The organism is Streptomyces sp. NPDC059443 (genome assembly GCF_042750105.1).
In the GTDB taxonomy this organism is placed as follows: Bacteria; Actinomycetota; Actinomycetes; order Streptomycetales; family Streptomycetaceae; genus Streptomyces.
In genome coordinates this window covers 261,485-288,390 of the sequence record NZ_JBHYVM010000005.1, presented here as the reverse complement: position 1 = coordinate 288,390, position 26,906 = coordinate 261,485, and the positions used below count along the sequence as shown (strand labels likewise).

Sequence of the window (26,906 nt, the reverse complement as noted above, 5' to 3'; positions counted from 1 at the left end):
GGGTGTTGTTTAAAAGCGACCGGTACGCGGGAGCCCCGGCAGCGCACCGAGGCACGGCACCGGACGACGCGTGCCTGACCGACAAGATCCGAAAGAGACGGCCTAGTCCGCCGCGCTTGACGGTCGTTCGGTTGATGCTCACAACGGTCATTCGGCGCGGTGGCCGCGCCGGATGGGTCGGTCATCCGGTCAAGTGAAGACCGGCCTTCACATTGACCCGTTCCCGGCGACGCGTACCTCGGCCAATCCGTGCGGCTCCCGGCTCCGAAGAGACAGCGAGACGCAAGAGACACAGGACTTTGCGTACGCCTGCCCCGAAGGATCGTTCATGCGATGGATGGACCGGCGCGAACCCTTCCCGGCCCCGGCGTGCGCGCCCGGGCCCACCCCCACTCGGGGGCCGCTGAGGTGAACCCCGAGCAGCTGCGCTTCGTCGGCCAAGGCGAAGCCGAAGGCGAAGGTCAAGGCCAAGGCGCCTGCCCCGTACCAGGTCCCGGCCCCGGCCCCGCCGCGGCAAGGGCCGCGCTCGCCGAGCTGATGGCACGCGTGGCGGCGCACGGAGACCAGGACGCCTTCTCCGCCCTCTACGACGCCGTAGCCGCAACCGTCTTCGGCATCGTGCTCAAGGTCGTGCGCGACCGCGCCCAGTCGGAGGAGGTGGCCCAGGAAGTGATGATCGACGTGTGGCGCCAGGCCGCCCGCTTCCGCCCCGACCGGGGCAGCGTCATGACCTGGGTGGCCACGATCGCCCACCGCAGGGCCGTCGACCGGGTCCGCTCCGCCCAGGCCGCGGCCAACCGCGAGCACGACGCGGGGGTCCGCGAACAGGGCCGGCCCTTCGACGAGGTGAGCGAGCAGGTGGAACACCGCCTGGAGCGCGACCAGGTCAAACGGTGTCTGCGCGGGCTGACCGAGCTCCAGCGCGAGGCCGTCACGCTCGCCTACTACCGGGGGCTGACCTACCGGGAGGTCGCGGAGACCCTCCAGACCCCCCTTCCCACGATCAAGACCCGGATGCGCGACGGACTGATCCGCCTGCGCGACTGCATGGGGGTGACCACATGAAGCACGCACACGAAGACGAACTGCACACCCTCACCGCGGCCTACGCACTCGACGCGCTCGGCCGGGAAGAACACGAGGCGTTCTCCCGGCACCTGGCCCACTGCGCGCCGTGCTCCGGGGACGTCGCCGGGTTCTCCGCCACCGCCGGACGGCTGGCCGCCGCCGTCGCCGTCGCGCCCCCGCCGCACCTCAAGACGGCCGTCCTCACCCGCATCGGGACCGTCCGCAGGCTGCCTCCCGACGTCGGAGTCCGCAGAGCGGCCGGTTTCCTCGACCGCCTCCCGCGCAAGGCCGGTGCCTTCGTGGTCGCCGCCTCCCTCGCCGGGGCCGCGCTCTTCGGCGGCGCCGCGCTCTGGCAGAGCGGCCGGGCGGACCAGGCCCGCCAGGAGGCCCGGGGGCTCACCGCGCGGAGCCAGGAGCTGCGTGCCGTCGTCACGGCCCCGGACGCCCGGACCGTCCACGGCCGCACCAGCGGCGGAGCGGCCGCCACCGTCATCACCTCGCCGGCCCGCGACAAGGCGGTGTTCCTCACCGACCGGCTGCCCGCCGCGGGCGCGGGCAAGACGTACCAGCTGTGGCTCGCCGACCACGGCAGGATGCGCCCGGCCGGGTTCCTCACCGGCGACGGGGCGGCGGTACTGGACGGCGGACTCGGGGCGGCCACGGCGGTCGGTCTGACCCTGGAGCCGGCCGGCGGATCGCCGCAGCCGACCACCCGCCCCCTGGTGCTGCTCACCCTCCCCGGGTAGGAGGACGTGGGACGGCGCGGCGGGACCCGCCGGGGTCTGGTCTCCGGACCGGGCCGAGAGGATCATGAGGGGGCGCCGGTGCGAAGGGGCCCCGGCGCCCGCCACCGAACCCAGGGGGTCCATGTGCCGTCCGTCGAGCCGAGCTACGCGTCCGGGGTGTGCGAGGTGCCCCTGCTGGGGGACACCATCGGCGAGAACCTCGACCGCACGGTACGCAGGTTCCCGGGCCGGGACGCCCTCGTGGAGATGGCGTCCGGGCGCCGGTGGACCTACGCGGAATTCGCCGCCGGCGTGGACGCCCTCGCGCTCGGGCTGCTGGACCTCGGCATCGTCAAGGGGGACCGGGTCGGGATCTGGGCCCCCAACCGCGCCGAGTGGACGTTTCTGCAGTACGCCACCGCCAGGATCGGCGCGATCCTCGTCACCGTGAACCCGGCCTACCGCTCCCACGAGCTGGAGTACGTGCTGCGCCAGTCCGGGATCCGGCTGCTGGTCGCCGCGGACCGCTTCAAGACCTCCGACTACGCGGCCATGATCGAGGAGGTCCGGCCGCGCTGCGCGACGCTGGAGTTCACGGTCCTGCTGGACGGGCCGCTCTGGAACTCCCTGCTGGAACGCGGCCGCCGGGGCGACCCGGCCGACCTGGTCCGTGCCGGGGCCGCGCTGAGCCCGGACGATCCGATCAACATCCAATACACCTCGGGGACCACCGGCTTCCCCAAGGGCGCGACGCTCTCCCACCACAACATCCTGAACAACGCCTTCTTCGTGGGCGAGTTGTGCCACTACACCGAGCAGGACCGGGTCTGCATCCCGGTGCCCTTCTACCACTGCTTCGGCATGGTCATGGGCAACCTCGCCTGCACCAGCCACGGTGCCGCCATGGTCATTCCCGCGCCCGCGTTCGAGCCGGGCGCGACCCTGGCCGCCGTCCAGGCCGAGTCCTGCACCTCGCTCTACGGGGTCCCCACCATGTTCATCGCCGAGCTGGCCCACCCGGACTTCGACTCCTACGACCTCTCCAGCCTGCGCACGGGCATCATGGCGGGCTCGCCCTGCCCGGTCGAGGTGATGAAGGAGGTCATCGACCGCATGGGCATGCGCGAGGTCTCCATCTGCTACGGAATGACGGAGACCTCGCCCGTCTCGACCCAGACCCGGGTGGACGATTCCGTGGAGCGCCGGGTCTCGACCGTGGGTCGCGTCGGACCGCACCTGGAGGTCAAGGTCGTGGACCCGGCCTCCGGCCGGACCGTCCCGCGCGGCGAGCCGGGCGAGCTGTGCACCCGCGGTTACTCGGTCATGCTCGGCTACTGGGACCAGCCCGAGCGCACCGCCGAGGCCGTGGACGCGGCGCGCTGGATGCACACCGGCGACCTCGCGGTCATGGACGAGGACGGCTATCTGAGCATCACAGGCCGGATCAAGGACATGGTGATCCGCGGCGGAGAGAACCTGTACCCGCGCGAGATCGAGGAGTTCCTTCACACGCACCCGGACGTCATGGACGTCCAGGTGATCGGGGTGCCCGACCCGAAGTACGGGGAGGAGCTCATGGCGTGGGTGCGGATGCGCGAGGGCGCCGAGCCGCTGACCGCGGCGAGCGTCCGCGCCTACTGCGAGGGGCGGCTGGCCCACTTCAAGATCCCGCGCTACGTCCATGTGGTGGACGAGTTCCCCATGACGGTGACGGGCAAGATCCGCAAGATCGAGATGCGGGAGATGGCGGCGGGGCTGCTGGACCAGGTCTGAGGCGCGGCCAATTGTCATGAACATCTATAGATGCAGTTACGAAACGGTCCGCGTCCTGCGGAATCCCTCATTCCTGTACTAGGAACTCTTCCGGAGATCGCGTCAGGCGATCCGAAGACGCATCCGAAGACACATGGGGGACACGAATGAACCGTTTCGGCATACGGGCCAACACCGCCGCCGCGATCGGCCTGGCGGCGGTGGGGGCGCTCACCCTGACCGCGTGCAACGGCGACGACGCGGACGCGGCGAAGACCCCGCCGCCGGCGGCCTCCTCGCAGGCCCCGACGGCGCCGGCCACGCCGACGGCGGCGCCCGCGAGCTCCGCTCCGGCCGAGGGATACGGTGGCGGCGGCGAGACTGCGAAGGCGGGGCAGACCTTCAAGATCGGGCAGCCCGCGCAGTTCCCGTTCGCCTCGGGCAGCACCAAGGGCACCATCGCGCTCAGCGTCACCTCGATCGACGAGGGGCAGCCCGCCGACCTGGAGCCCTTCAAGCTCGGTGACAAGGTGAAGGGCATGGTGCCGTTCTACGTCCGCTACTCGGTCAAGAACACCGGCTCCACGGACCTGTCGTTCGCCTCGGTGGGCCACATCAAGGGGCTGCTCCCGGACGGCACCGAGGCCCAGGACCTCATGGTCATCGGGAAGTTCGAGAAGTGCCCGAGCGACTCGCTGCCCAAGGGGTTCACCAACGGCCAGACGGCGACCGGCTGCGCGGTCGCGCTGGCCCCGTCCGCCTCGGTCAAGGTCACCGGAGGCGAGTACTGGGGCGACCCCTTCACCCTGGGCAAGGGCAAGGCGCTCACCTGGAAGTAGTACGAATCGTGGCCAAGTAGGGCCAATGGGGACGCCGACGGCCGGTGCCCGTTCCGTCCCGCCGAGGCGGGACGTGGCGGACACCGGCCGGTTCCTGCTGCCGGTCAGTTACCGGCCTTGGCACCCTCACCCGGGACGTTGTTGCCCGTGACCGCGCCGTCGGCGCCGGCCAGGGTCACCACGTGCCGGACCCCGTCGGAGCCGAGGACCACCACGCGCCAGGCGCTGCCGCCGCCCTCCTGGGCGATCGCCCGCAGGGCTTCGGCCTTGCCGCCGGGCACGGCGGCCTCCGCCTTCGCGAGGGCCTGCGCGGCCGGGAGCGCGGGAAGCGGCACGGGCGCCTTGTCCTGCCGGTCCACGACCGTTCCCTGCTCGCGACCCTGGCCCTGGCCGTGCTCGCGACCCTGCTTGCCGGACCGCTCCGAGCCGTCCTTGCCGCCCTTCTCGCCCTTCAGGCCCGGCCGGCCGGGCCCCGGCGCCATCCGCGGGCCGTCCCCCTTGCTCTCCATGTCGAACCGGTCCCACACCCGCTCCGCGCGCGTGCGTCCGTGATCGTGATCCGCCACCACCACGGCGGCGACCCCCGCGGTGCCGGCCGCTGCCGCCACCACCAGTCCGAGGGCCACCCAGCGGGCACGGCCCTCACGGGTGAACCGGACGAGGCGGGCGCCCCGCCCGGGTGCCTTGCCGGTCGCCCCGGCAACGGTGTCGGCACTGCCCTCGCCCTGGTCCGCCGGGTATTCGGGCGGCTGGGGAGTGGACTGAGTCATCTGGATGCTCCTCGCGTTCTCCGGGCAACCCGCCCGGCTCGGCCGATCCTGCGAGCAGGACGCTGAAGCTCCGCTGAAGCGAGCTGAAGATCCCTTCAGCAAGCCGGCGGCACGACCTGAGAACCTTGCCTCATGCGCGTACTGGTGGTCGAGGACGAGCGGCGGCTGGCCGCGGCTCTGCAACGGGGTCTACGGGCCGAGGGCTTCACTGTGGACACGGCACACGACGGTCCGCAAGGCCTGTGGATGGCCGGTGAGCACGATTACGACGCCATCGTGCTCGACATCATGCTGCCCGGCCTCAACGGCTACCGGGTCTGCGCCCGGCTGCGCGCGGCCGGCTGCGAGTCCGGCATCCTCATGCTCACCGCGAAGGACGGCGAGTACGACGAGGCCGAGGCGCTGGACACCGGAGCCGACGACTTCCTCTCCAAGCCGTTCTCCTACGTGGTCCTCGTGGCCCGGCTGCGCGCCCTGATCCGGCGCACCGGCCGCCGCAGCCCGCAGGTCATGGAGTTCGGCGACCTCCTCATCGACCCCGCTCGCCGGATCTGCACCCGGGGCGGCGTCGAAGCCCGGCTGACCTCGCGCGAGTTCGCCGTCCTGGTGCACCTGGCGCGCCGCGCCGGAGAAGTCGTACCCAAGCGGGACATCCTGGAAAACGTCTGGGACGCCGCCTATGAGGGCGACCTCAACGTCGTCGAGGTCCACGTCAGCGCCCTGCGCCGGAAGATAGACGCGCCGTTCGGCCGGGCCGCCGTGGAGACCGTCCGGGGCGCCGGCTACCGGCTGGCGGCCGACGGTGGCTGAGTCCTACGGGGTCCAGGACGCCCTCCGAGAGCCCCCGGCCCGGCCGCGCCCCGCCGGGCACCGGCTGCGCGCAGCGGCGTACCGGGTGCGCGAAGCCGCGTACCGGCTGCGTCCCAGGTCCGTCCGCGCCCAGGCCACCCTCGGCGCCTCCGCCGTGGTGGCGCTGGCCCTCGGCGCGGCCTCCTTCGCCCTGATCGGGGCGCTGGAGACCAATCTGACGGAGAACGCCCAGGCCGACGCCGAACGCCAGGCCGTCACCATCGCCGCCCTGGCGGCCACGGGCCGGCTGGACTCCGTACCGCCCCCGGCCCGCGGAACGGACTTCATCCAGGTCGTCGACGCGCAGGGCCGGGTCCTGGCGGCCAGCCCCAACCTGGCCGGCCGCCCCGCCCTCGCCCCCGCTCCGCCCCGGACCCCCGGCACCGTCCGGGACACCTGGAAGGGCGGCCGGGTCCGCCAGGAACACCGCCAGCGCGTCGTCCAGGTCACCACCGTCACCGCGAACGGCCTGGTCACCGTCTACGCCGGGACCTCGCTCAGGGACGCCGACGCCGCCGACGACACCATCGTGGCGGCGCTGGCCATCGGCGTACCGCTGCTCGTCCTCGTCGTAGCCGCGATCACTTGGCGGGTCACGGGCTGGGCGCTGCGCCCCGTCGAGGCGATCCGCGCCGAAGTCGCCGAGATCGGCGACCGCGAACTGCACCGCCGGGTGCCCGTGCCGCACACCCGCGACGAGGTGGCCCGGCTGGCCGTCACCATGAACGCCACCCTGGACCGGCTGGAGGCCTCCGGGATCCGCCAGCGCCGGTTCATCGCGGACGCCTCCCACGAACTGCGCAGCCCGATCACGGTCCTGCGCACCCAGCTGGAGGTCGCACAGGCACACCCGGACCCCGCCCTGTGGGGCGAACTGGTCAGCGGCGCGCTGGAGGACACCGTACGGCTCCAGGACCTCGCGGCCGACCTGCTCCTGCTCGCCCGCCTCGACACCTCGGAGCCGCCGCCCGCCGCGGCCGTCGACCTCACGGAGGTGGTCCGGGACGCCGCCCGCACGCGCAAGGGCGACCGGGTCCCCGTACGGGCGGACATCGCCCCCGGGCTCTCGGTGTGCGGCTCCACGATCTGGCTGTCCCGGCTGGTGACGAACCTGCTGGACAACGCCCAGCGGCACGCCGAGGGAGAGGTCGCGCTCGTCCTGCGCAAGGACTGGTACCGCGACGAAGCCGTGCTGGAGGTCACCGACGACGGCGCGGGCATCGAGCCCGCCGACCGCGAGCGGGTCTTCGAACGCTTCACCCGGCTCGACGACGCCCGCGCCCGCGACGAGGGCGGCTCTGGCCTGGGACTGGCCATCGCCCGCGACATCGCGCTGCGGCTCGGCGGCACCCTGGCGGTCCGCGACTCCCCGAAGGGAGCCCGGCTGGTGGCCAGGCTCCCGCTCGGCCCCTGAGCGCGCCGGTCCGGACTGCCGGCACCGACCAGCAGCCCGGACCGGCTCTGCAATCGGCCCGGATCAGTAGGCGGCCCGGATCAGCAGGCGGCCCGGATCAGCAGGCGGGCCGGCGCCCCGCGTCCCGGGCGGCCGGCTCGGCCCCCGCGACGGGCGCCGGCACCCCCGGTACCGGATCGGCCGGGGTCAGCATCAGGGCCTCCCGGCCGGGTGCGAGGTAGGGCGAGTCCGTCGTCCTCACCCGGCCCGTGGAGACGGCCTTCAGGACGCCCATGGCGGCGACGTACGCGGGAAAGCTCTCCACGTCGCGCCGGTGGCGGGCCGGCGCCCGGTACCCGCCGAGCGCCGGATAGCCGTCCTGTCCGGTCCATGTGTACGAGGTGGTCACCACCCGGTACGAGGCCTCAAGGCGCAGTGCGGCCCCGCTGATCAGGACATCGCCCGGCGCGACCCGGTGACCGGCGGGCGCGGCCGGATCGAAGGAGTACCGGACGTTCCCCGACACCGCGAGCGGCGCGTACGTCAGCAGGCCGGAGCCGTTGAACCCCCACTGCTGCTCCAGCGCGTCGTGCAGCTGCTGCCCGCTCACCTCGGCGCTGACCAGCGGACACCCGTAGCCTACGGCCCGCCAGGCCCGTTCGAACGCGATCGGGTCGTCCAGGGCGGGACCGGCGAGCAGGTCCGTGTTGATCACGCTGCGCCCGACGCGGGGGGCGAGTGCGATCAGGGCGAGGTCTGCGTCCGCCCGGTCCGGCCGGGGGCTGGTGTCGAAGGAGTCGGCCGGCTGGGCGGCGGCCCACAACGCCCAGTCGGCCACCAGGTTGCCCATGGTGCTCTCCCCGGCCGGGGACAACTGGCGGCGGAAGGAGGCGTGCTGGCGCCCGATGACCGTGGCCGCGTGCTGTTTCGCGTAGCCGGTCCAGTAGTCGACGACCTCCCGGAGCACCGGATCGGGGTCCACGTCACGGGTGTTGGGGTGGTTGACGGAGGTGGTGAGCGCGCGGACGACCGTACCGGTGTCGGGATCCAGCCGGAGGGTGATCTCGTTGATGATCTGCCCGTGGCAGCCGGCCTCGACGAAGGGCCGCGGCCGCCCGTCGGGCCCCGGAAGCATCATGTTGAAGGCGCAGTGCCAGTGCCCGGTCACGATCGCGTCGATGTCGGAGGACACGCGCAGCGCCAGCTCGTACGCCGGACCGCTGGGCTCGCTGCCGGAGTCGAACTCGGACCCCGCCACCGCCCCGTCGTGCATGCTGAGCACGATGGCGCCGACGCCGAGCGCCTTGAGCCGCGCGGCGCAGAGGTTGGCGGCGGACAGCTCGTCGAGCGTGGTGAGGCCCGGCTGGTAGGAGTTGCCGCCGGACTCGGTGCCCAGGAGCGTCAGATGGATGAAGCCGATGGGCAGCCGCTTGCCGCCGGGCGCGGCCACCCATTCGATGTTGTACGGGGGAAGCACGGTCGCTCCGCCCGCCCCGGACACGGCGTTGGCGCTGTAGTAGCGGAAGTCGGCGCCGTGGAAGCGGGCGCCGCCCGAGTCCGGGAAGGAGTTGGTCTGCCCCGCCCCTTCGTAGGGGATCCCCTGCTCCATGTGCTGGCGCAGGAAGCCCGGCGTACGGTCGAACTCGTGGTTCCCGGCCGTCGCGAAGTCCAGCCCGAGCCGGTTCAGCGCCTCGATGGTCGGCTCGTCGGCGAGGGTGAACGCGGGGAAGTCCCAGCCGGAGAAGAGGTCGCCGGGAGCGAAGAAGAACGAGTTGGCCCGGCCGGCCCGCAGCCGCGCCAGGTGGGTGGCCATGTACGCGACCCCGCCGACGGCGTACTGGCGGCCGCCCGCGCCGGTGATGACGGAATCCTGGGCCGGGGCGGCGGCCAGGTAGCCGTGCAGATCGGTGATGTTGAGCAGTTGTACGTCCACGTACCCGGCAGCGCTCTGCGCGTCGTGCGCGGCGCGGGTGGCCGCGGCCGCGGTGCCGGTGAGTGACTTGACGCCGAAGGCTCCGGCAGTGGCGGCGGTCGCAGCGGTAGCCGTGGCCATCAGGAATCGGCGTCGGCCGAACTCGTCCATCAGCGCTCCCCATTTCCGCGGGTGGGGCCAACTGGGGCCCGTCCACGAGCAGTCTGCACATCCGCCGTGTCCGTCCGTTTCGCGCTGTACGTCCGGTGGGCGAAAGTCCGGGAAACTTCATCCTGTCGAGCGCCCCCGGCGTGAGCGCAGGGCGTGCAAGGCAATTCCCCCGCGCTCCGTCGGGATCCGGCCGTTCTCGTCTCCGGGCCGCCCCGCGGGCGGCCGCTCCGCGCGCCTCGCGCGCCTGTTCCCAACGGCCCGCGATGAAGGCCGGTTCTGGTTACTCCGTCCTCCGGACTCGGATGTACTCCGTCACTCGGCGACCCACCGGGGCGGTGGACCGCCGCTGTCCGACGACGACGTGAAGGAGCTGCACGTGGCTGAGAAGACGGCACCGAGGGCCCGGACGAAACCGGCCGGACCCACCCCGCCGGCGCCAGGCGACCCACCCGAGTTCACGTTCACCGCGGGAGCGCACAACGAGGCCATGGAGAACCTCTCGCTGCGCACGATGGCCGCGCGGCTGCCCGCCGCGCTCGCACAGACCGCGCGGATGGCCTGGCGGATCGACCCCGTCTCGGTGACCTGGCTGCTGGCCGGCCAGATCCTCGCCGGAGCGTGTACGGCCGCCGGCCTCGCAGGGGTCGCCGACGCGATGGGGCCGCTACTCTCCGGCGGTCCGGCGGGGGAGCGGCTCGCGGCAGCCGCCTGGCCGCTGGCGATCGCGGCGGTCGCGGCCGGAGCCGGCACGACGGCCGGGATCGCCGCGGGCGGCGCCGCCCGCCGGCTCACCCCCAGGCTGGCCACGACGGCCGACCTGGAAATGGTCGACGCCCACATGGACGTGGAGGTGTCCGCCTACGACGAGCCCGTGTTCTCCGACCGCTCCGAGGCCGCCGAGATCGGCGCGGCCCGCTCCTCCATGCTCGTCAAGGACGCGATGGCCTTCACCAACGGCCTGATCAGCCTCGTCGCCGTCGCCGGAGTCCTCGCCGTCGTCCACCCCGTCCTGATGCCGCTCCTGCTGCTCTCCGTCGTGCCCCGGGGCACGGGCGCCGTCATCGCCGCCCGGCTCGACCACACCCTCCACAACGAGACGGTCTCCTCCCGCAACATCCGCGGCATGATGCGCTGGTACCTGACCACCCACAAGCTCGGCGACGAGCTGCGCTGCAACTCCATGCGCCCCCACGCGCACGCCTGGTACGCCGCCGTCTGCGCCCGCATCGACGCGAAACTCGTCGGCTCCGCCCCGAGGTACCTGCGCGTCTCGCTCCTCGCCGCCGCCCTCGGCGGTCTCTTCCAGCTCGGCACGTGGGCCGCGCTCGCCGCACTGGTCCTCACGGGCTCCATGGCCCTCGCGGCGGCGGGCACCGCGATCGTCGCCATGCGGACCTCCGCCGCCGCCCTGTCGAGCCTCGTGGTCTACGGGGCCGCCATGTTCCAGCACGCCCTCTACCTGGAGGACTACCGGCTCTTCCTGGAGCGGGCCCGCGAACTGGCCGTCATCCGGGGCGCCGTGGAAGCCGGGCCGCCCGAGAAGGTCAGCCTGGAGAACGCCTCGTACACCTACCCGGGCAAGGACACCCCGGCCCTCGGCCCGGTCACCCTGTCCCTGTCACGCGGCGAGATCATCGCGGTGGTCGGCGAGAACGGAGCCGGGAAGTCCACCCTCATCCGGCTGCTGACCGGGCTCACGGTGCCGAGCGACGGGGAGGCGTACTGGGACGGCACCCCGACACGGGCCCACGACCAGCGCACCCTGTGGAACCACGTGGGCCTCGTCGCCCAGTCCTTCGCCCACTGGCCCTTCACGGCGCGCGAGAACGTCACCCTCGGCCAGCCCGCCGCGCGGGGGGAGGGAGCGGTGTGGGAAGCGCTCGACGCGGTCGGCATGCGCGAGGCCGTCCAGGGCTACCCGCAGGCTCTCGACACGCTCCTGGCCCGCTCGCTGTGGGGCGGCCACGAGCCCTCCGGCGGCCAGTGGCAACGCCTGGCCTGCGCCCGCGCCTTCCACCGCAGGCCCCGGCTCCTGATCATGGACGAACCGACCTCGGCGATGGACGCGCGCGGCGAACACCGGATCTTCACCGGGCTCCAGGAGATGAAGGACGACCGGATCACCATGATCGTCACGCACCGGATGGAGAACTGCCGCCTGGCCGACCGCATCATCGTCCTCGACAAGGGCCGCATCATCGAAACCGGCACCTTCGCCGAACTCACCGCCCTCGGCGGCACCTTCGCCGAGCTCTACGGCCTCTCCCAGGACCGCTGACCCGGTGACACCGGCTCCGTACCGCCGGGAAGGGCGGTACGGAGCCGGTCCGGCCCACTACGCGGTGGCGTACCGGGCCAGGAACAGGTCCACGCCCGAGGTGACCACACGGGTGAGCTCGGCCGGGTCGAGCTCGGCGGCCGGCGCGAAGGTGTGGACCAGCTGCGGGACGCCGACGGTGGCGGCGACGAGCTGCTGGACGGCGAGCGCGGGATCGGGGGTGTCGAGCCTCCCGAGCCGGTTGAGCTCGGTGACGGCCTCGATGAGGGGCTTGTTGTTCATGTCGTAGGTGACCTGGTACCAGAGCCGGCCTAGCTGTGGGAAACGGTCGATCTCCCCGATCACCAGGCGGCGCAGGGTCATGATGTCGCGGCGCAGCAGCAGCGCGGCCCAGTCGCCGGTGAGGCGGATCAGGGCGGCGCGCAGGTCGGAGGCGTCCGCGAGGGTGGAGCCGCAGGGTTCGAGGCCGGCGTACGTCCGGGGCAGTATGCCGCCGATGACGGCGAGGAACAGCCGCTCCTTGTTGCCGAAGTGCTTGTAGATCGTCGCCTTGGACACACCGGAGCGGCTGGTGATCGCATCCATGGAGGCGGCCGAGTAGCCCTCGGCCAGGAACTCCGCGGCGGCCGCGTCGATGATGACCTGCCGCTTGCGCTGGGCGGCGTCGGAGGGCCCGGGGATGACGGGGATGCCGTACTCGTCCGTGGCGTTCGACGTCTCGGCTTCCATGGGGGTGTCCTTCGTATGACCGCGTGGTGACGCCTTCGGGCCTGCTGGGTGCTGCCCGTGAGTCCAGTATATGAACTGAACCGTTCGGTCCTTACCGCTGCGGTCCTTGCCTCTGCGGTCCTTACCTCTGCGGTCCTGGCGGCGCGGCCGCCGGCCGGGCCCGCCGGGGCCCGGCCGGCCGCCGTACGGCTCAGCCCTTGCCCAGGCCGCCCTTCTTCACCAGGTCGGTCATGTCCGCCGTGTCGGCGGCCGGCGGGGCGGCAATGTCCTTCGCGACGCCGAAGGACTGGAAGTCCACATTGACGGTCGTGGTGCCGAAGGTCTGGTTCAGCCGGGCGGGCATGCCCTGGTCGTCGACCCAGACGTCCGCGACCAGCTCGGTGACCCCGCTGCCCCCCACCGCTCCGAACACGGCCGCCGCATCGCCCATCTTGGAGGTGGGCACCGTGGCGTGGTAGTGCACGGAGTTCTTGCCGTTGACGTCCTCCTTGCCCACCTTGGTGACGTTACTGGCCCACTTGAGCGACTTCAGGCCGGCCGTCGGGTCGTTGTTGCCCGAGTTCATGGCGGCGGCGCCCTTGTCGCCCAGGACGGCCGAGGCGTCGAGCTTCAGCCAGGACTTGCCCTTGAAGGGGCCGTCCGGCGCCGGGTCGACGCCGTAGTAGTACGCGCCCTGGACGAGCCGGTACGTGATCGTGCCGTCGGCGACCAGGTCCTCCATGCCCATGTCCTTGGCCGGCATCTCGCCTTCCATCGCGAGGCCGTTGCCCCACGAGTAGACGCCGTTCATCTGGACCGGCTTGCCGCCGGTGTCCGGCGACGTCAGGGTCATCTTGACGTCGGCCGACCCCGCCTTGGAGGCCTCGTCGGAGGCCTTCGTCAGCGCCGCGACCAGCGTCTCCGCGGAATCGGCGGCCTGCTTGCCCACCACCGTGGTTCCGACGGAGCACCCGCTCACGCCGGCCGCCACGATCAGTGCCGCGGCGATACCCGTGGCCGTTTTCCCTGCCTTCATTCCCCACCCCTTGATCTGTTGATCCGCTGATCCGTGCCTGGACGCGTGCTGCGCTCAGTCCCCCCGGACAGGGCGTTCATGATTCCACGCGCGCACCGCAGGCTGCCTTTCGGGGCCGCCGTGGATCAGCCGCCCCCGCGACGGTGTTCCCCGCGAGCCACCCCGGAAATCCCTTCGGGCCGCTCCGATCCGCCTGGATATGCTCACCGACATGCTGCGACTGGAGCGCCTGCGGGCCGATCACGAGGCCGCCCTGCTGGCGTTCGAGCGGGAGAACAGGGAGTACTTCGCGCGGTCCGTACCGGACCGCGGCGACGCGTACTTCGCCGAATTCCCGGCCCGCCACCGCGCACTCCTCGCCGAACAGGCCTCGGGAACCTGCCACTTCCACCTCGTGGTGGACGACGGCGACGGGGAGCTGATCGGCCGCGTCAACCTGGTGGACGCCGAGGACGCCACCGCCGACCTCGGCTACCGCATCGGCGAACGCGCGGCGGGCCGGGGCGCGGCCACGGCCGCCGTCGGGGAGGTCTGCCGGCTCGCCGCCTCGGCGTACGGGCTGCGCGCCCTCACCGCGGCAGTCACCCTCGACAACGCGGCGTCCGCGGCGGTGCTGCGCCGGACCGGCTTCACGCCGGTGGGGGACACCGTCCTCGACGGGCGTCCCGGGACGCGGTACCGACGCGCCCTCGACGCCGCGCACTGACCTCGCAGGACCGGCCCCGGAGCGCGGGCCGCGGAGCACCGGCCCCGGGGCACCGAACCTCCCGACGGGCCCGTCACCCCATCGGTGCCCCCGGCGCGCGCGGGCGGCGTTGATCACGGAGGGTGTTGATCACTGGCAGCGCGCGCTGCTTGCCGGCCCCTGCACCGAGGAGTCCTCGACCTCATGGCTGTCGTCGCCGTTGCCCTCGCCGCCGTCATCGGAGCCCGCCCGGAGCGGGTGCGGACCTGCCGGTGACCGTCGCCAACGAGGTCGACACCGTCACCCTCCAGGCGCCGCCGACCGACGCCGCAGCGCCGCCCGGCCCCTTCCTCCCTCTCGCCCCTCACCCTTGGAGCAAGCAGATGGTCCCCGCCTCGCCGCCGCCCCCGGGCTGCCCCCACGCCGGACCCGCCCGCCGGACCGTGGTCCAAGCGGCGGCCTTCGCCGCCGTCGGCATCGCCTCCGCGGCCGTCCCCGGACTCGCCCCGACGGCCTGGGCCGCGGAGCCCGCGCCGCGGGCCGGGGCCGGTGCCGGCACGGCGGCCAGGGTCCCGGCCGCCAAGGCCGCCGCGGACGCGCTGCCGCTGCGCGCCGACCGCGACAGCCAGGGCGACATCCTGGCCGGCTTCCGCAAGGACCAGGCCTGCCTGCTCTTCCTCCACTTCGGCGACGCCGCAAAGGCCCGCCAGTGGCTCGGCCGGCTGCTCCCCTCGATCTCCACGACCGAGGAAGTGGCCCGCTTCAACCAGGACTTCAGCAGGGCCCGCAAGCGCAGCGGAGGCATCGACCCCGTCTCCATGTCCGGCCTGTGGACCGGGCTGAGCCTCACCCATCCCGGACTGCGCCTGTTCGGGGGCAAGGAGCCCTTCCCCGCCGCCCCGCCCGGATCCAATGCCGAGGCCTTCACCCAGGGCGCCGCCGCCCGTGCGCAGCTGCTCGGCGACACCGGCACCAGCGCCCCGCAGTCCTGGCTGTTCGGCGCCGAGCAGTCCGCAACCGCCGTGCACGCGGTGCTCACCCTGGCCGCCGACAACCCCGACACGCTCGCCGAGGCCGTGGCCGACCACCGCGACGGCGCGGGCGCGGCCGGTGCCACCGTCGTCTTCCGGCAGGACGGGGCCACCCTCCCCGACGCCCTGCGCGGACACGAGCACTTCGGCTTCGCCGACTGCATCAGCCAGCCCGGCGTACGGGGCTTCGACGAGCCCGACCCGGCCACCGGCACCACCGTGCTCGGCAAGCCCGGCACCCGGCTGATCCCGGCCGGTGAGTTCCTGGTGGGCCGCGAGCGGGTCGGGCAGCGTTCCAACGGTCTGCCCGCCTGGGCCACCGGCGGAGCCTTCCAGGTGGTACGCCGCCTCGCGCAGGACGTGCCCGGCTGGTGGACGCAGGTCGCCCTGCGCCTCGCCGAGCTCCAGAAGGCCGGTTCGGCTCCCGCCGACGCGGGCAAGGAGTGGCTGGGGGCCCGCCTGATGGGCCGCTGGCCGAACGGGATGCCCGTCGCCGTGTGCCCCGCCGCGCAGCAGCCGCGCGAGCCCGGGGTGGACCCCGATGCCAAGCTCGACTACGGCGCGGACCCGAACGGCTGGGGGATGCCGCTGTTCGCGCACATCCGCAAGGGCAACCCGCGCGGCGGCCTCGTCCTCACCCCGGGCCGGCCTCCGCTGGCCCAGGCGGAGCTCGACGGGCGCCGCCTGATGCGGCGCGGAATCCCGTACGGGCCCGTCTACAACCCGGAACTCGGCGACGGCCACGGTCCGGAGGCCTCGCGGGGCCTGCTGTTCATCTGCCACCAGGCCGACCTGGTCGGACAGTTCGAGCTCGTGGTGCGCAAGTGGCTCAACGAGCCGGACTTCCCGGCCGGCCGCAACCCCCGCACCGGGTGCGACCCGGTGCTCGGCCCGGACTCGGCCCTGGCCTTCGAAACGCCTTCGGCGACCGGCAGCCGGGCCGACACCCTCTATTTCAGCCGGTTCGTGCGCACCGAAGGCTCCGTCTACGCCTTCAGCCCCTCGCTGTCCGTGCTGCGCGCCCTGGCCGGGGGGCACCTCGACGACTCCATCGAGTTCCACACCGGTTCCGTCCTGCACCCCGGCGAAGTCCTCGACGCGGGCAAGGTCCGCCTGACCCTCGACAGCACCGGCGACCTCGCGCTGCTCGACTCCCAGGGCCGCCGCCTGTGGCACTCCGACACCGGTGGCTCCGGCCACGACGCCGTCCTCACCTCCGACGGCGAACTGGTGGTGCGGACCGCCGAGGGCCGCCCGGCCTGGTCCAGCGACACCGCCGGCCACGCGGGGGCACGGCTGCTGCTGCGCCCCAGCGGAGAGCTGGTGATCCTGGACGGCGACCGGGTGCTGTGGCGGGCGTCCGCCTCATAGGGTGGGCGCATGGCTGCGATCACGGATCCCGCGACAGAGACAGGCAACACCCGACTGCTCTACGGCTGCATGGCGCTCGGCGGCAGCTGGGACGGGAGCCCGTACGGGGCCGCCGACATCGACGCCGCCGAGGCGGTGGTGGAAGCGGCCCTCGACAGCGGCATCACCATGTTCGACCACGCCGACATCTACCGGCACGGAAAGGCCGAAGCGGTCTTCGGCGAGGTGCTCGCCCGCACCCCCGGTCTGCGCGAACGCATCACGCTCCAGACCAAGTGCGGGATCCGCCTCGCCGACGGCGACCGGCCCGGCATCTACGACCTGCGCGGGGCCACCATCACCCGCCGCGTCGAGGAGAGCCTCACCCGGCTGCGCACCGACGTCATCGACGTCCTGCTCCTGCACCGGCCCGACCCCCTGGCCGACCCGCAGGAGACCGCCGAGGCCCTCACCTCACTGCGTCGGCAGGGCCTCGTACGGGAGTTCGGCGTCTCCAACATGAACGCCGCGCAGACCGCGCGGCTCCAGCACCACCTGGACTTCCAGCTGGTCGCCAACCAGCTGGAAATGAGCCTGCACCGGCGGGACTGGCTCGAAGACGGGGTCCTCGTCAACACCCCGGCCTCGGCGGCCGTCGGCTTCCCGGCCGGGACCGTCGAGCACTGCGTGGCCAACGGGGTCCGCATCCAGGCCTGGGGCGCCCTGGCCCAAGGCCGGTTCACCGGACGGCAGGAGAGCGTGGGCGACCACGAGACCGCCGAGCTCGTGAGCGCCCTCGCGAAGGCGAAGGGCACCACACCGGAGACCATCCTGCTGTGGTGGCTGCAACGCCACCCGGCCCGGATCGCCCCCGTCGTCGGCACCGGCCGCCCGGAGCGCATCCGGGCCTGCCGCGACGCGGCGCTGCGCGCCCCCGAGCTCAGCCACGAGGAGTGGTACTCCCTGTGGCTGACGGCCCGGGGCGCGCCGCTCCCGTAGCCTCCGGCCTGGGCCGTCTCTCCCGGCTCAGCCCGGCGAGCCGACCGCGCAGACCAGGATCGGGGTGGCGCGGCGCGGGTCCAGCGCGTTGCGCACCATGTGCCACACGTTGAGGTCGTAGGCCTCGCCGATGTGGCCCACCGGGTCGAGGGGACAGAAGTCCTGCACGTACTGGTTCCTGACCCCCGGCTCGCGGACGAACGCCGTCTCCGTCGGGGTCACGAGCTCGTCGTAGCGCGAGGAGATGATGGTGTAGGAGATCCCCGGCTGGGCCACCGGACCGTCGTTGAGCGCGTTGATGGCGGAGCCCCCGGGGAACTCGTCGGACAGCACCGGGAATCCGAGGGTGGCCGCGATGCCGTCCAGAGTGCCCCGGCCGAGGACCGTGTCGCCGAGGTCCACGAGCCGGGAGGCATCGGTGCCGTGCGTCGGCGGCGCGATGGCGACCACCGCCTTGATGTGCGGCTGGATGCCCTGCATCTTCGCGAGGTACAGCGACTGGAGCCCGCCCTCGGAGTGGCCGACCACGGAGACCTGCGCGGCGCCGGTGGCCGCGCGCACCTTCTCCACGTACTCCTTGATCTCCACGTTGGAGACGGCGACCGGCTTCAGGCCGCCGACCAGCGGGAAGCCGTCGTAGGCGCCGTAGGTCAGGGCGAAGGTGCAGTAGCCGCGGGCGGCCAGGTCGGCCTGGAGGAAGTTGAGGTCCTCGTACCAGGTGGCGAAGGTGCCGTGGAGCAGCACCACCGGCTCGGGGTGCGCGGAGCTCGGCCGGCAGGAGAAGTCGTTGATCCCGCCCGCACCAGCGCCCTCGGCCGCGGCGTGCGCGGGGAAGGCGGCGCCGAGGAGCAGGGCCAGCGGGAGACCGGCCCTGGCGAGCCATCTGCGGGTGCGGGACGCGCGGGTGCTGCGTGGCATGCGACATCTCCTGACGGGGGGTGGGGTTCTGGTCGGACTGCACAGAATGCTCCGGCGCACCGCCCGTGTCCCCTGGCGGTACGCGCAGAATGCTTCCTCCCGCGTTTGTGCACCGTGACAATGCGGGAATGGACGACACCGGGGCAGGCGGCGCGGCGGACGCGGTGACGGATATGGTGGCGGGCGCGTTCTCCGTCCCAGAGGCCACGCCCGCGTTCGCGGCCTCCCTGCTGCCCCGGATCCCGGAGCTGGCCGCGGCGACCGTGGCCCGCCTGACCACCGAGATCCCGGCGTACCGGCTGCTTCCCGACAGCGTCCTCGGCGGCGATCTGGTCGCGAACACCGAGGCCGTCCTGGAGCTGTTCCTCACCACCCTCGCCGAAGGCCGCCCGCCCGCCGACCACGAACTCGCGGCGCCCGTGGCCTGGGGAGCCGAGCGGGCCAGGGACGGAGTCCCCCTGGAGGCGGTGCTACGGGTCTACCCGCTCGGCGCCCGCCAGGCCTGGGAGCTGGCGATGGCCGGACCCGAGCCCGCCGCAGGCCCGTACGCCCTGGTCACCGGGTTGCTCGCCTTCCTCGGCGAGGTCATGCCCAAGGTGGCCGAGGCCTACCTCAGGGAACAGGCCGACCTCGACTGGGAACAGCGCGAACACGGCCGCAACCTTGCCGGGGTGCTGCTCGCCGGCCGCCCCGCACGGCGCGCGGCGGAGCGGTACGGACGCACCCTCGCCGAGCGGTACGAGGTGGTGGTCCTGCGGCTCCCCGATCCGCCCGGCGGCGCCACCACCCGCATACTGCGCGCGGTCCGCTCCGAACTGGACCGCAACCCCGAGGTGCTGGCCACCTTCAAGGGCGACGGCGGGGTCCTGCTCGTCCCCGAGGGGCAGGACGGCGGGACCCGGCGGCTGCTCGCCCGCCTCGACGTGGGGGCGGGGGGGGGCTGGGCGGCCGCGGGGGCCCCCGGCGGGGGCCACCCCCCCGAGGCCGGGGGGCGCGCGCGGTGCGGGGGGGGGGGCGCCCGGGCGCGGGGGGGGGCGGGGGGGCGCCGCGGGGGGGCGCCCCCCCGCGGCGGGGGGGGGGGGGGGGGGGGCGCCCGGGCGCCCCCCCCCACCGCCGAGGACCACGCCGCGATCCCGCGGGCGCAGCTCGAAGCCTCCGAAGTCCTCTCCCTGGCCGAGGACCTGGGGCGGGCCCCGGGGATCTACCGGCTGGCCGACCTGGCGGTCGAGTACCAGCTCGTCCAGCCGGGACCCGCCCGCGACGCCCTGGCCCGCACCCTCGCTCCGCTCGACGGGCAGCCCCATCTGATCGCCACCCTGCGGGAGTTCATCGCCGCCGGGTACCGGCGCGCCGAGGCCGCCGAGGCCCTCACCGTCCACCGCAACACCCTGACCTACCGGCTGGGCCGGATCCGGCTCCTCACCGGCCACGACGCCACCGACCCCACCGAGGCCGGCCGGCTGGCGGCCGCCCTCACGGCGTACGACGCGGTCCGCCGGAGCGGACCGGGGCCCGGAACCGGGCCCGGAACGGGGCGCGCCGGGCCGCCCGCCGGACGCCGCTGAGCACGACCGGACCGGCCGACCGGCCCCGAGCGCCGCGCCACACCGGCCCGCCCGTCCCGTCCCGTCTCAGGTCAGGGGCCGCAGCCGGGACGGCCCGTGCACCGACGCGAGTTGCGTGCCCGGAGTGCCCGAGGCCCGAGAGGCGGCGGAGCCCGCAGAGCCGGCCGAGGAGGCCGACGCGTGCGACGCGAGCGGGGACTCAGCGGCGGCGCCCAGGGCGCTGCCCGCCCGCCACGCCGCCCAGTCCAGGTTCCAGTCCCCGAAGCCGTTGTCGAAGGGGGCCATCCGCTCGCCGCCGCTGTTCACCACCTCCACGACGTCGCCCTCGCGCACCATGTCGAAGAACCAGGCCGCGTCCGCCGTGCTCATGCCCGTGCAGCCGTGGCTGACGTTCTCCTCGCCCTGCGCGTCCACCGACCAGGGCGCGGCGTGCACGTACTCGCCGCTCCAGGTCACCCGGGTCGCGTAGAGGACGGGCAGGTCGTAGAACTCGCTCGTGCCGCGCTTGATCCCCACCGTGTCCCCGCGCATCCGGACCTTCTGCTCCTTGCCCAGGACGACCTTGATGCCGCTGCGCGTCAGGAATCCGGCCTTGCCGGTGGTCACCGGGATGGTCCGCACGACCTTGCCGTTGCGCCGTACGGTCATCTCGTGGGCGGCGGCGTCGGTGACCGCCTCGATCCGCTCCCCGACGGTGAACCGCAGGGACTCCGAGGGCCCGCCGTACTCCCGCTCGCCGACCTCCACCCCGTCGAGCCCGCTGAGTACGTTCACCACGGCGTGCGCGGGCCAGTACGTACGCGGCCGGTAGTGCAGAGTCGATTCGTCGACCCAGTGCCAGGACCCTTCGACCGCCGGCTCCGAGGTCACCTGCAGCGCCCGCTCCACCCTGGCCCGCGCGGCCGGGTCGGTGGCGGAGACCGGGTGGCTGAGGGAGGCCGTGACGATCTGCCCCGCCCCGTACGTACCGGGCCTGGGCCCGAACTCGACGGTGAGCCTGCCGTCCTCGGGCGGCGGAGCGGTCCGGAACGCCATGGTCACGCCCACCGGCGTACCCGCCGCGTTCTGCGCGCCGACCCGGACGGTGTAGGTCTCGCCGGCCCGCAACGGCTCGGTGTTGGTCCAGTGGTGCCCCCGGGCGCCGAGCGCGCCGCCCACATAGCGCCCGTGCCCGTCGTGGACGGTGACGTACGTGAGCAGACCCGGCCCGGCGAGGGTGATGTCGAGGGGGCCCGCGGCGTCGGTGGGCAGCACGACCGTGTGCGCGGCGGCCCGGGCCGCACCCCGCGAAGCGGGATCGCGCACCACGGAACCGGCTCCGCGCGCGGTGGCCCGGACCAGTTCCTGTTCGAGCCCGCCGCACAGCTCGGCGCGGGAGGCCTCCACCGCACACCGCCGGTCACCCTCGTCCAGCACCCGGCCGACCAGCAGCTCCACGGAGGCCGCGGGATCGGTGTCCGCCCGCCTCCCGCCATCGGGCTGCGGCGCGGCGGCGACGACGAGCAGCGCCCCGGCCGCCACTCCGGCCATGCTCCAGGTCCTGCCCCGTCGCCGCAGTCGTGCTCGGTGTGTCGATGGCATCGTCGTCACGCAGCCCTCCCAGATCGCCCACGGCCGGATGACAGCATCAAAACGATTTCCGGGCAGCCTGATGATCATGTACTCGGCCGGTGGGGCCGAACGGGCGCGGAAGAGAACTCGTACGGAGCACGTCCGGCAGGGGGACGGGGCCCGGAAGGGGCGGACGGCACCGCCCGTCGGGACCTTCGCCTGCCCACCCGCCGGACCCGGGATGTTTCGATGTTCATGGGAAACCGCGGTGCCCGAGCCCGAGAGGTGTGCAGGATGATCGAGGAAAAGCGCGGTTTCTGCGCGCTCTGCAAATCCCGCTGCGGTGCGGTGTACACGATCGAGAACGGCCGGCTCACCGGCGTCCGGCCCGACGGCGGGCATCCGACGGGCGCCGCGATGTGCCCCAAGGGCCGCTCGGCGCCGGAGATCGCGCACAGCACCCGCCGGCTGACCTCCCCGCTGCGCCGCACCCGTCCCAAGACGGACCCGGACCCCGGCTGGGAGAAGATCGGCTGGGACGAGGCGATGACCGAGATCGCCGCGCGGATGACCTCGATCGCGGCCGAGAGCGGCCCCGAGGCCGTGGCCTTCGCCCTGACCTCGCCGTCCGCCACCGCACTCGCCGACTCCCTGGAGTGGATCGAGCGCCTCGTACGCCACTTCGGCAGCCCGAACACCTGCTACAGCACCGAGATCTGCAACTGGCACAAGGACGGCGCCCACGCCTTCACCTTCGGCGCCCCGCTGCCCGTGCCCGACTACGCCCACGCGGACCTGGCCGTCCTGTGGGGCTTCAACCCCGCCAAGACCTGGCTCTCGCAGTCGGCCGCCATCGCCCGGGCCCACGCACGCGGCATGAAACTGGCCGTGGTCGACCCCCGCCGCTCCACCAGCGCCCTCGACGCCGACCAATGGCTCCGCGTGCGCCCCGGAACCGACGCCGCCCTCGCCCTCGGACTGGCGAACCTGCTCATCGAACAAGGCCGGTACGACGAGGAGTTCGTCCGGGCCTGGACCAACGGCCCGCTGCTCGTGCGCGGGGACACCGGCCGGTTCCTGCGCGCCGCCGAACTGACGGGAAGCGCGGACGCCGAGGGCTTCGCCGTCTGGGACGAGACCGCCGCTGCGCCCGCGCCCTACGACACCTCGCGGAAGGCCGAGCGCCCCGAACGGTTCGCCCTGCGCGGGGACTTCCAGGTGGACACCCCGGCCGGGCGCCTCGTCTGCCGCCCCGCCTTCGCGCACTACGCCGACGCCTGCGCGGCCTGGCCCGCCGACCGCACGGCCCGCACCACCTGGATCCCCGAACGGGAGATACGGGCCCTCGCCGACGCGATCGCGTCGGCCTCCTCCGTGGCGTACTACGGCTGGACGGGAGTCGGCCAGCACGCGGGCGCCACCCAGACCGACCGGGCCATGGCCACCCTCTACGCGCTGACCGGCAGCTACGACACACCCGGCGGCAACGTCCCGCTCTCCACCCCGCCCTACAACGGCGCCTCCCACCCGGGGCAGTTCGACCCCCGGCAGCGCGCCAAGGCCCTCGGCCTCGACAAGCACCCGCTCGGCCCGCAGGCCATGGGCTGGATCAACGCCGGGGACCTGCGGCGCGCGATCGAGCACGCGGATCCGTACCGGGTAAGGGCGTTGATCGGCTTCGGCGCCAACCTCGTGGTCTCACAGCCCGGTTCGGACCACACCGCGCGCGCCCTGTCCGCCCTGGACTTCCAGGTCCACATCGACATGTTCCACAACCCGACCAGCGCCACCGCCGACATCGTGCTGCCCGTCAACAGTGCCTGGGAACACGAAGCCCTGCGCTTCGGCTTCGAGATCGACCAGCGCGCTGCCGAACACGTACAGCTACGCCCGCGCATGGTCGAGCCCCAGCGGGGGACCCGCTCCGACATGGAGATCGTGTTCGACCTCGCCCAACGCCTCGGCTTCGGTGCGCAGTTCTTCGACGGGGACATCGAGGCCGCCTGGAACCACCAGCTGGCCCCCCTGGGCCTGACCACCGACCGGCTCCGCGAGGAACAGGGCGGCGTACGGGTCGCCCAGCCGGCCCGCCACCGCAAGTACGCGGAAGCGGAGGCGGCCGCGGAGGTGGAAGCCGCAGGGAACGAGACGGCCGTACGCGGCTTCGCGACCCCCACCCGCCGCGTCGAGCTCTACTCGGAGCGCCTGGCCGAGCACGGCTACCCGGCGGTCCCCGAGCACAGCGAACCCGCCGCGCCCGGACCGCACCACCCCCTGGTGCTTTCCTGCGCGAAGAACGGCTACTTCGTCCACAGCCAGCACCGCGGCATCACCTCACTGCGCCGCCGCTCACCCGAACCCAGCGTGGACATCAGCCCCGAGACCGCCCGGGCGCGCGGCATCGGCGAGGGTCAATGGGTCGACCTCGCCACCCCGCGCGGCAGCATCCGCATGCGGGCCCGTTACGACGCCTCGCTCCATCCGGCCGTCGTGGTGGCCGAGTTCGGCTGGTGGCAGGACGCCCCCGACCTGGCCCTGCCCGGCGCCGACCCGGTCAGCGGGTCGGGCAGCAACTTCAACCTCCTCGTCGACCACACCGTCACCGACCCCCTCAGCGGATCGGTACCCCTGCGCTCCTCGGTGTGCGAGATCGCCCCGGCGCCGGCGGACGGCGCCTGGGCCGGCACCCGCCCCTTCACCGTCACCGCCATCGAGCCCCAGGGCGAAGGCGTGCGCACCCTGCGCATGGTGCCCGCCGACGGCGGACGCCTGCCCGACTTCCGGCCCGGCCAGCACCTGACGGTCCGCGCCGAGGACGAGGACGGCGCCGTCATGGACGCGCCGAGCGGGCGCAGCTACTCCCTGACCGGACCGGCGATCGACCCGGAGCGCCGGGCGTACCGCCTGGCCGTCCGGCACGTCCCCGACGGCACCTTCTCCACGTACGTCCACCGGCGGCTGAAGGTCGGCGACCGGCTCCATCTGGCCACCCCCGGCGGCGGGTTCGCCCTCCCCACCCACACCGACGCCCCCGTGGTGCTGATGGCGGGCGGCATCGGGATCACCCCCTTCATGAGTTATCTGGAAACCCTCGCGGCCACCGGCGGAACCGTCCCCGAGGTCGTCCTGCACTACGGGAGCGAGAACTCCGCCGACCACCCCTTCCGGGACCGGATCCACGAGCTCGCCGCGCGGATCCCCGTCCTGCGCGTCGTCACGCACTACGCGAACCCGCTGCCCGCGGACGTGGCGGGGGAGGACTACGACCGGGCCGGATTCGTCACCGTCGACGACATCGACCCCGGGCTCGTGGACCGCCGAGCCCGTTTCTACCTCTGCGGCCCCCCGCCCATGATCGACGCCCTCACCGCCGCCCTGAAGGAGCGCGGAGTACCCCGCTTCGAGATCTTCAGCGAGAGGTTCCAGGCGGCCACCCGCGAGGTCGCCGTCCCCGACGACGCCGAGTTCACCGTCCGCTTCGCCCGTTCCGGCAGGGAACTCACCTGGCGCAAGGGCGACGGCACCCTCCTGGCCGCCGCCGAGAAGGCCGAACTGGAACTCCCCAACGGCTGCCGGGTCGGCCAGTGCGAAAGCTGCGCCGTCCCCGTCCTCGACGGGGCCGTCACCCACCTCGTCGCCCCGTCCGAGGACCTCCCCGAGGACAACTGCCTGACCTGCCAGTCCGTCCCGGCCGCCGACCTCGTACTGGACGCCTGACCGGTCACCCCGTCGCGGGCGCGAACTCCAGCGCCCGGCGGACCCACTCCGGGCCGCGGACGCGGGTGCCGAACACCACCAGCTCGCAGGCGCCGGCGACGCGGCAGTCGACGGTGCGGCCGTCGATGCTGGTGAAGGCCGCCGACAGGACGACCTGCTCGTCGAGCCGTCCGTGGTCGTCGGTGGCCGGGGGCCTGCTACGGGGGCGGCAGCCGAGGGTGTCGGTCGAGCCGGCGGCGCACTCCATGACCAGGGAGTGGTACTGCGGCTCGTAGCCCTTGCCCGTCGCGCGTACCGTACTGCCGTCCACCAGCCCGCCGTCCGGGCTCACGCGGAGGGTGGGCGGGGCTTCCGGGCCGCCGTGCGGGCGGAAATGCAGCGAAAGACGGTGGTGAGCACGACCCCGTCGTTGTCCGTGAGGGCGAGCGAACACGGACGGTCCGCCGATGCCGCACGGCAGTCGAAGCTCCCGGCCGGCGTGTCGAGCCGGGCGTACAGCTTCTTCGGCGCGAGCTCGTAGGTGCCGTCCGGGTACACCCGGAACTGGCGGCCGGTGGCATCGTCGCAGGTGGCCGCCGACGCCGAGGGTCCGCACTGCTTGACCCAGACGTACGCCTTGGGCGGGCCGCCCGCGAGCGCGAACCTGACGATGTCCCCGTCCAGTACCGCCACCACCCGCACCGCCGTCCTGGACCGTTCGGCAGAACCCGCCGCGGCCGGCGAACCGCACCTCCAGGGAGCCCGCCGCGTTCTCGACGGCGCCGACGGCGTGGTGCTGCGTACCCGCGGGCACCTCACCCACAGGCACCGCGCTCACCCGCCGCCACGGCCCGTACGCGGTGTCCGGCGCGTCCTGCTCGCGCTGCCAGACGAAGGGCAGGCCCCCTGTGGCCGTGGCGTCGTAGAAGAGCCGCACCTGGCTGATCCGCCCGTCGGTGCGGTCCGCGGACACCAGGCTCCCCGGCACCGCCCGGCTCGGCAGCCCCTTCGCTGCCCCCGGCCAGGCCGCCTATTCGGCCAACGGGCCGGGCCCGCCGCCGGATCCGGATCACATGAGGTCCGCCGCCCGGACGACGAGGGCGATCTCCTCGTCCACCGCGCGGAGTTCGCCGGTGCGGCCGAAGAGCACCAGCTTCTTCCGGTACTTGGCCAGAGATGTGACGAGCAGCCCGGCCCGTTCCGGTTCCATCGCGTACAACCGCCGTGCGGCCGCGACGGATTCGGCGTGCAGGGCCAGCACGATTTCGGGCCGGTCGGAGAACTCCTGGCGGCTGTAGTCCCAGAGAGCCACGACGATTCGGGGCAGATAGGCGAGCGGGCTGACGTGGATGAGCACCCGGTAGGCCGCGACTTCCTCCTTGGCCGGCATCGTTCCCGATCCGAGAAGAGCCACTCGGGCTCGCAGTACCGCGTCGTGATTGATGTTCACCGAGGAATTCATAACGGTGATTCTCAAATCCCAACGGGGCCTTGAACAAGGGAAATCGGATGTGCCCTCCGTCCTACAAAAACAGCGTCTGACCTGTCATGATGGAAACGTATTAACCTTTGTGTCCGGTCGCCGGCGTGCACGATCCGCCGATTCGCCG

General features: G+C 73.2%; 21 protein-coding genes. 12 read left to right on the top strand and 9 right to left on the bottom strand.

The window, feature by feature from the left end; all coding sequences use genetic code 11:
- The first annotated feature begins 537 nt into the window (after positions 1 to 537).
- The 4 genes from sigK to ACFXDJ_RS07470 all read left to right on the top strand — a co-directional run bounded on the left by sigK (position 538) and on the right by ACFXDJ_RS07470 (position 4,384).
- Positions 538 to 1,065 (top strand): ECF RNA polymerase sigma factor SigK, encoded by a 528-nt coding sequence (gene sigK, locus ACFXDJ_RS07485; protein WP_384662661.1) that lies wholly within the window; start codon positions 538 to 540, stop codon positions 1,063 to 1,065.
- Positions 1,062 to 1,814: an anti-sigma factor domain-containing protein gene (locus ACFXDJ_RS07480; protein ID WP_384662647.1), complete on the top strand. Its 753-nt coding sequence runs from the start codon at positions 1,062 to 1,064 to the stop codon at positions 1,812 to 1,814. The genes sigK and ACFXDJ_RS07480 overlap by 4 nt, the downstream gene beginning before the upstream one ends.
- 123 nt (positions 1,815 to 1,937) lie before the next feature.
- On the top strand, positions 1,938 to 3,566 hold the full coding sequence (locus tag ACFXDJ_RS07475; RefSeq protein ID WP_384662650.1) for an AMP-binding protein: 1,629 nt from the start codon (positions 1,938 to 1,940) through the stop codon (positions 3,564 to 3,566).
- A gap of 146 nt (positions 3,567 to 3,712) precedes the next feature.
- Positions 3,713 to 4,384: a hypothetical protein gene (locus ACFXDJ_RS07470; protein WP_384848322.1), complete on the top strand. Its 672-nt coding sequence runs from the start codon at positions 3,713 to 3,715 to the stop codon at positions 4,382 to 4,384.
- Positions 4,385 to 4,488: 104 nt separating this feature from the next.
- Here ACFXDJ_RS07470 and ACFXDJ_RS07465 read toward each other — a convergent pair whose 3' ends face one another.
- Entirely contained in the window at positions 4,489 to 5,154 is a 666-nt protein-coding gene (locus ACFXDJ_RS07465) for a hypothetical protein (RefSeq protein WP_384662655.1), read from the bottom strand.
- Between the two features lie 132 nt (positions 5,155 to 5,286).
- Between ACFXDJ_RS07465 and ACFXDJ_RS07460 the strand changes: the two genes are divergently transcribed.
- On the top strand, positions 5,287 to 5,964 hold the full coding sequence (locus tag ACFXDJ_RS07460) for a response regulator transcription factor (RefSeq protein WP_384848318.1): 678 nt from the start codon (positions 5,287 to 5,289) through the stop codon (positions 5,962 to 5,964).
- Positions 5,965 to 6,070: 106 nt separating this feature from the next.
- Positions 6,071 to 7,417: a sensor histidine kinase gene (locus tag ACFXDJ_RS07455; RefSeq protein WP_384662665.1), complete on the top strand. Its 1,347-nt coding sequence runs from the start codon at positions 6,071 to 6,073 to the stop codon at positions 7,415 to 7,417.
- Positions 7,418 to 7,514: 97 nt separating this feature from the next.
- On the opposite strand, the gene ACFXDJ_RS07450 is transcribed toward ACFXDJ_RS07455, so the two are convergent.
- A complete protein-coding gene (locus ACFXDJ_RS07450) occupies positions 7,515 to 9,479 on the bottom strand; it encodes a bifunctional metallophosphatase/5'-nucleotidase (RefSeq protein WP_384848315.1) in 1,965 nt (654 codons plus the stop codon).
- 376 nt (positions 9,480 to 9,855) lie between these two features.
- Here ACFXDJ_RS07450 and ACFXDJ_RS07445 point away from each other — a divergent pair, with 376 nt between their 5' ends.
- A complete protein-coding gene (locus ACFXDJ_RS07445) occupies positions 9,856 to 11,757 on the top strand; it encodes an ATP-binding cassette domain-containing protein (protein WP_384848312.1) in 1,902 nt (633 codons plus the stop codon).
- Between the two features lie 57 nt (positions 11,758 to 11,814).
- Here the strand turns inward: ACFXDJ_RS07445 and ACFXDJ_RS07440 are convergent, their stop codons facing one another.
- Both ACFXDJ_RS07440 and ACFXDJ_RS07435 read right to left on the bottom strand, forming a co-directional pair.
- Positions 11,815 to 12,486 carry a TetR/AcrR family transcriptional regulator gene (locus ACFXDJ_RS07440; protein WP_384848308.1) on the bottom strand — a complete coding sequence of 224 codons (672 nt, stop codon included), beginning with the start codon at positions 12,484 to 12,486 and terminating at the stop codon, positions 11,815 to 11,817.
- A 190-nt stretch (positions 12,487 to 12,676) separates the two neighbouring features.
- Complete coding sequence (locus ACFXDJ_RS07435; protein ID WP_384848305.1) at positions 12,677 to 13,501, bottom strand: hypothetical protein; 825 nt, start codon at positions 13,499 to 13,501, stop codon at positions 12,677 to 12,679.
- A 211-nt stretch (positions 13,502 to 13,712) separates the two neighbouring features.
- Here ACFXDJ_RS07435 and ACFXDJ_RS07430 point away from each other — a divergent pair, with 211 nt between their 5' ends.
- The 3 genes from ACFXDJ_RS07430 (at position 13,713) to ACFXDJ_RS07420 (ending at position 17,566) form a co-directional block, all read left to right on the top strand.
- Positions 13,713 to 14,207, top strand: a complete 495-nt coding sequence (locus tag ACFXDJ_RS07430) for a GNAT family N-acetyltransferase (RefSeq protein WP_384848302.1) — start codon at positions 13,713 to 13,715, stop codon at positions 14,205 to 14,207.
- Positions 14,208 to 14,458: 251 nt separating this feature from the next.
- Positions 14,459 to 16,588, top strand: coding sequence for a peroxidase (locus tag ACFXDJ_RS07425; RefSeq protein ID WP_384848299.1), 2,130 nt, complete (start codon positions 14,459 to 14,461; stop codon positions 16,586 to 16,588).
- 9 nt (positions 16,589 to 16,597) lie between these two features.
- Positions 16,598 to 17,566 (top strand): aldo/keto reductase family oxidoreductase, encoded by a 969-nt coding sequence (locus ACFXDJ_RS07420; RefSeq protein ID WP_384848296.1) that lies wholly within the window; start codon positions 16,598 to 16,600, stop codon positions 17,564 to 17,566.
- Positions 17,567 to 17,593: 27 nt separating this feature from the next.
- On the opposite strand, the gene ACFXDJ_RS07415 is transcribed toward ACFXDJ_RS07420, so the two are convergent.
- Complete coding sequence (locus tag ACFXDJ_RS07415) at positions 17,594 to 18,484, bottom strand: esterase/lipase family protein (protein ID WP_384658155.1); 891 nt, start codon at positions 18,482 to 18,484, stop codon at positions 17,594 to 17,596.
- Positions 18,485 to 18,612: 128 nt separating this feature from the next.
- Here ACFXDJ_RS07415 and ACFXDJ_RS07410 point away from each other — a divergent pair, with 128 nt between their 5' ends.
- The gene (locus ACFXDJ_RS07410) at positions 18,613 to 20,049 is read left to right on the top strand and encodes a PucR family transcriptional regulator (protein WP_384848293.1); all 1,437 of its coding nucleotides are present in this window, start codon (positions 18,613 to 18,615) and stop codon (positions 20,047 to 20,049) included.
- A gap of 66 nt (positions 20,050 to 20,115) precedes the next feature.
- Here the strand turns inward: ACFXDJ_RS07410 and ACFXDJ_RS07405 are convergent, their stop codons facing one another.
- Positions 20,116 to 21,579 carry an Ig-like domain-containing protein gene (locus ACFXDJ_RS07405; protein WP_384658149.1) on the bottom strand — a complete coding sequence of 488 codons (1,464 nt, stop codon included), beginning with the start codon at positions 21,577 to 21,579 and terminating at the stop codon, positions 20,116 to 20,118.
- A gap of 315 nt (positions 21,580 to 21,894) precedes the next feature.
- On the opposite strand from ACFXDJ_RS07405, the gene ACFXDJ_RS07400 reads away from it, so the two are divergent.
- Positions 21,895 to 25,317 (top strand): molybdopterin-dependent oxidoreductase, encoded by a 3,423-nt coding sequence (locus ACFXDJ_RS07400; protein ID WP_384848290.1) that lies wholly within the window; start codon positions 21,895 to 21,897, stop codon positions 25,315 to 25,317.
- Positions 25,318 to 25,321: 4 nt separating this feature from the next.
- On the opposite strand, the gene ACFXDJ_RS07395 is transcribed toward ACFXDJ_RS07400, so the two are convergent.
- The 3 genes from ACFXDJ_RS07395 to ACFXDJ_RS07385 form a co-directional block, all read right to left on the bottom strand.
- The gene (locus tag ACFXDJ_RS07395; RefSeq protein ID WP_384658143.1) at positions 25,322 to 25,648 is read right to left on the bottom strand and encodes a neocarzinostatin apoprotein domain-containing protein; all 327 of its coding nucleotides are present in this window, start codon (positions 25,646 to 25,648) and stop codon (positions 25,322 to 25,324) included.
- Positions 25,645 to 25,992, bottom strand: coding sequence for a hypothetical protein (locus tag ACFXDJ_RS07390; RefSeq protein ID WP_384658140.1), 348 nt, complete (start codon positions 25,990 to 25,992; stop codon positions 25,645 to 25,647). The genes ACFXDJ_RS07395 and ACFXDJ_RS07390 overlap by 4 nt, the downstream gene beginning before the upstream one ends.
- A 373-nt stretch (positions 25,993 to 26,365) precedes the next feature.
- On the bottom strand, positions 26,366 to 26,686 hold the full coding sequence (locus tag ACFXDJ_RS07385; protein WP_384848287.1) for a hypothetical protein: 321 nt from the start codon (positions 26,684 to 26,686) through the stop codon (positions 26,366 to 26,368).
- Positions 26,687 to 26,906 lie beyond the last annotated feature (220 nt).

Coding starts and splice junctions, on each gene's coding strand:
- sigK (WP_384662661.1), top strand. CDS start 538: ATGGCACGCGTGGCGGCGCACGGAGACCAGGACGCCTTCTCCGCCCTC.
- ACFXDJ_RS07480 (WP_384662647.1), top strand. CDS start 1,062: ATGAAGCACGCACACGAAGACGAACTGCACACCCTCACCGCGGCCTAC.
- ACFXDJ_RS07470 (WP_384848322.1), top strand. CDS start 3,713: ATGAACCGTTTCGGCATACGGGCCAACACCGCCGCCGCGATCGGCCTG.
- ACFXDJ_RS07465 (WP_384662655.1), bottom strand. CDS start 5,154: ATGACTCAGTCCACTCCCCAGCCGCCCGAATACCCGGCGGACCAGGGC.
- ACFXDJ_RS07460 (WP_384848318.1), top strand. CDS start 5,287: ATGCGCGTACTGGTGGTCGAGGACGAGCGGCGGCTGGCCGCGGCTCTG.
- ACFXDJ_RS07450 (WP_384848315.1), bottom strand. CDS start 9,479: ATGGACGAGTTCGGCCGACGCCGATTCCTGATGGCCACGGCTACCGCT.
- ACFXDJ_RS07440 (WP_384848308.1), bottom strand. CDS start 12,486: ATGGAAGCCGAGACGTCGAACGCCACGGACGAGTACGGCATCCCCGTC.
- ACFXDJ_RS07435 (WP_384848305.1), bottom strand. CDS start 13,501: ATGAAGGCAGGGAAAACGGCCACGGGTATCGCCGCGGCACTGATCGTG.
- ACFXDJ_RS07430 (WP_384848302.1), top strand. CDS start 13,713: ATGCTGCGACTGGAGCGCCTGCGGGCCGATCACGAGGCCGCCCTGCTG.
- ACFXDJ_RS07420 (WP_384848296.1), top strand. CDS start 16,598: ATGGCTGCGATCACGGATCCCGCGACAGAGACAGGCAACACCCGACTG.
- ACFXDJ_RS07415 (WP_384658155.1), bottom strand. CDS start 18,484: ATGCCACGCAGCACCCGCGCGTCCCGCACCCGCAGATGGCTCGCCAGG.
- ACFXDJ_RS07410 (WP_384848293.1), top strand. CDS start 18,613: ATGGACGACACCGGGGCAGGCGGCGCGGCGGACGCGGTGACGGATATG.
- ACFXDJ_RS07405 (WP_384658149.1), bottom strand. CDS start 21,579: ATGGCCGGAGTGGCGGCCGGGGCGCTGCTCGTCGTCGCCGCCGCGCCG.
- ACFXDJ_RS07400 (WP_384848290.1), top strand. CDS start 21,895: ATGATCGAGGAAAAGCGCGGTTTCTGCGCGCTCTGCAAATCCCGCTGC.
- ACFXDJ_RS07385 (WP_384848287.1), bottom strand. CDS start 26,686: ATGCCGGCCAAGGAGGAAGTCGCGGCCTACCGGGTGCTCATCCACGTC.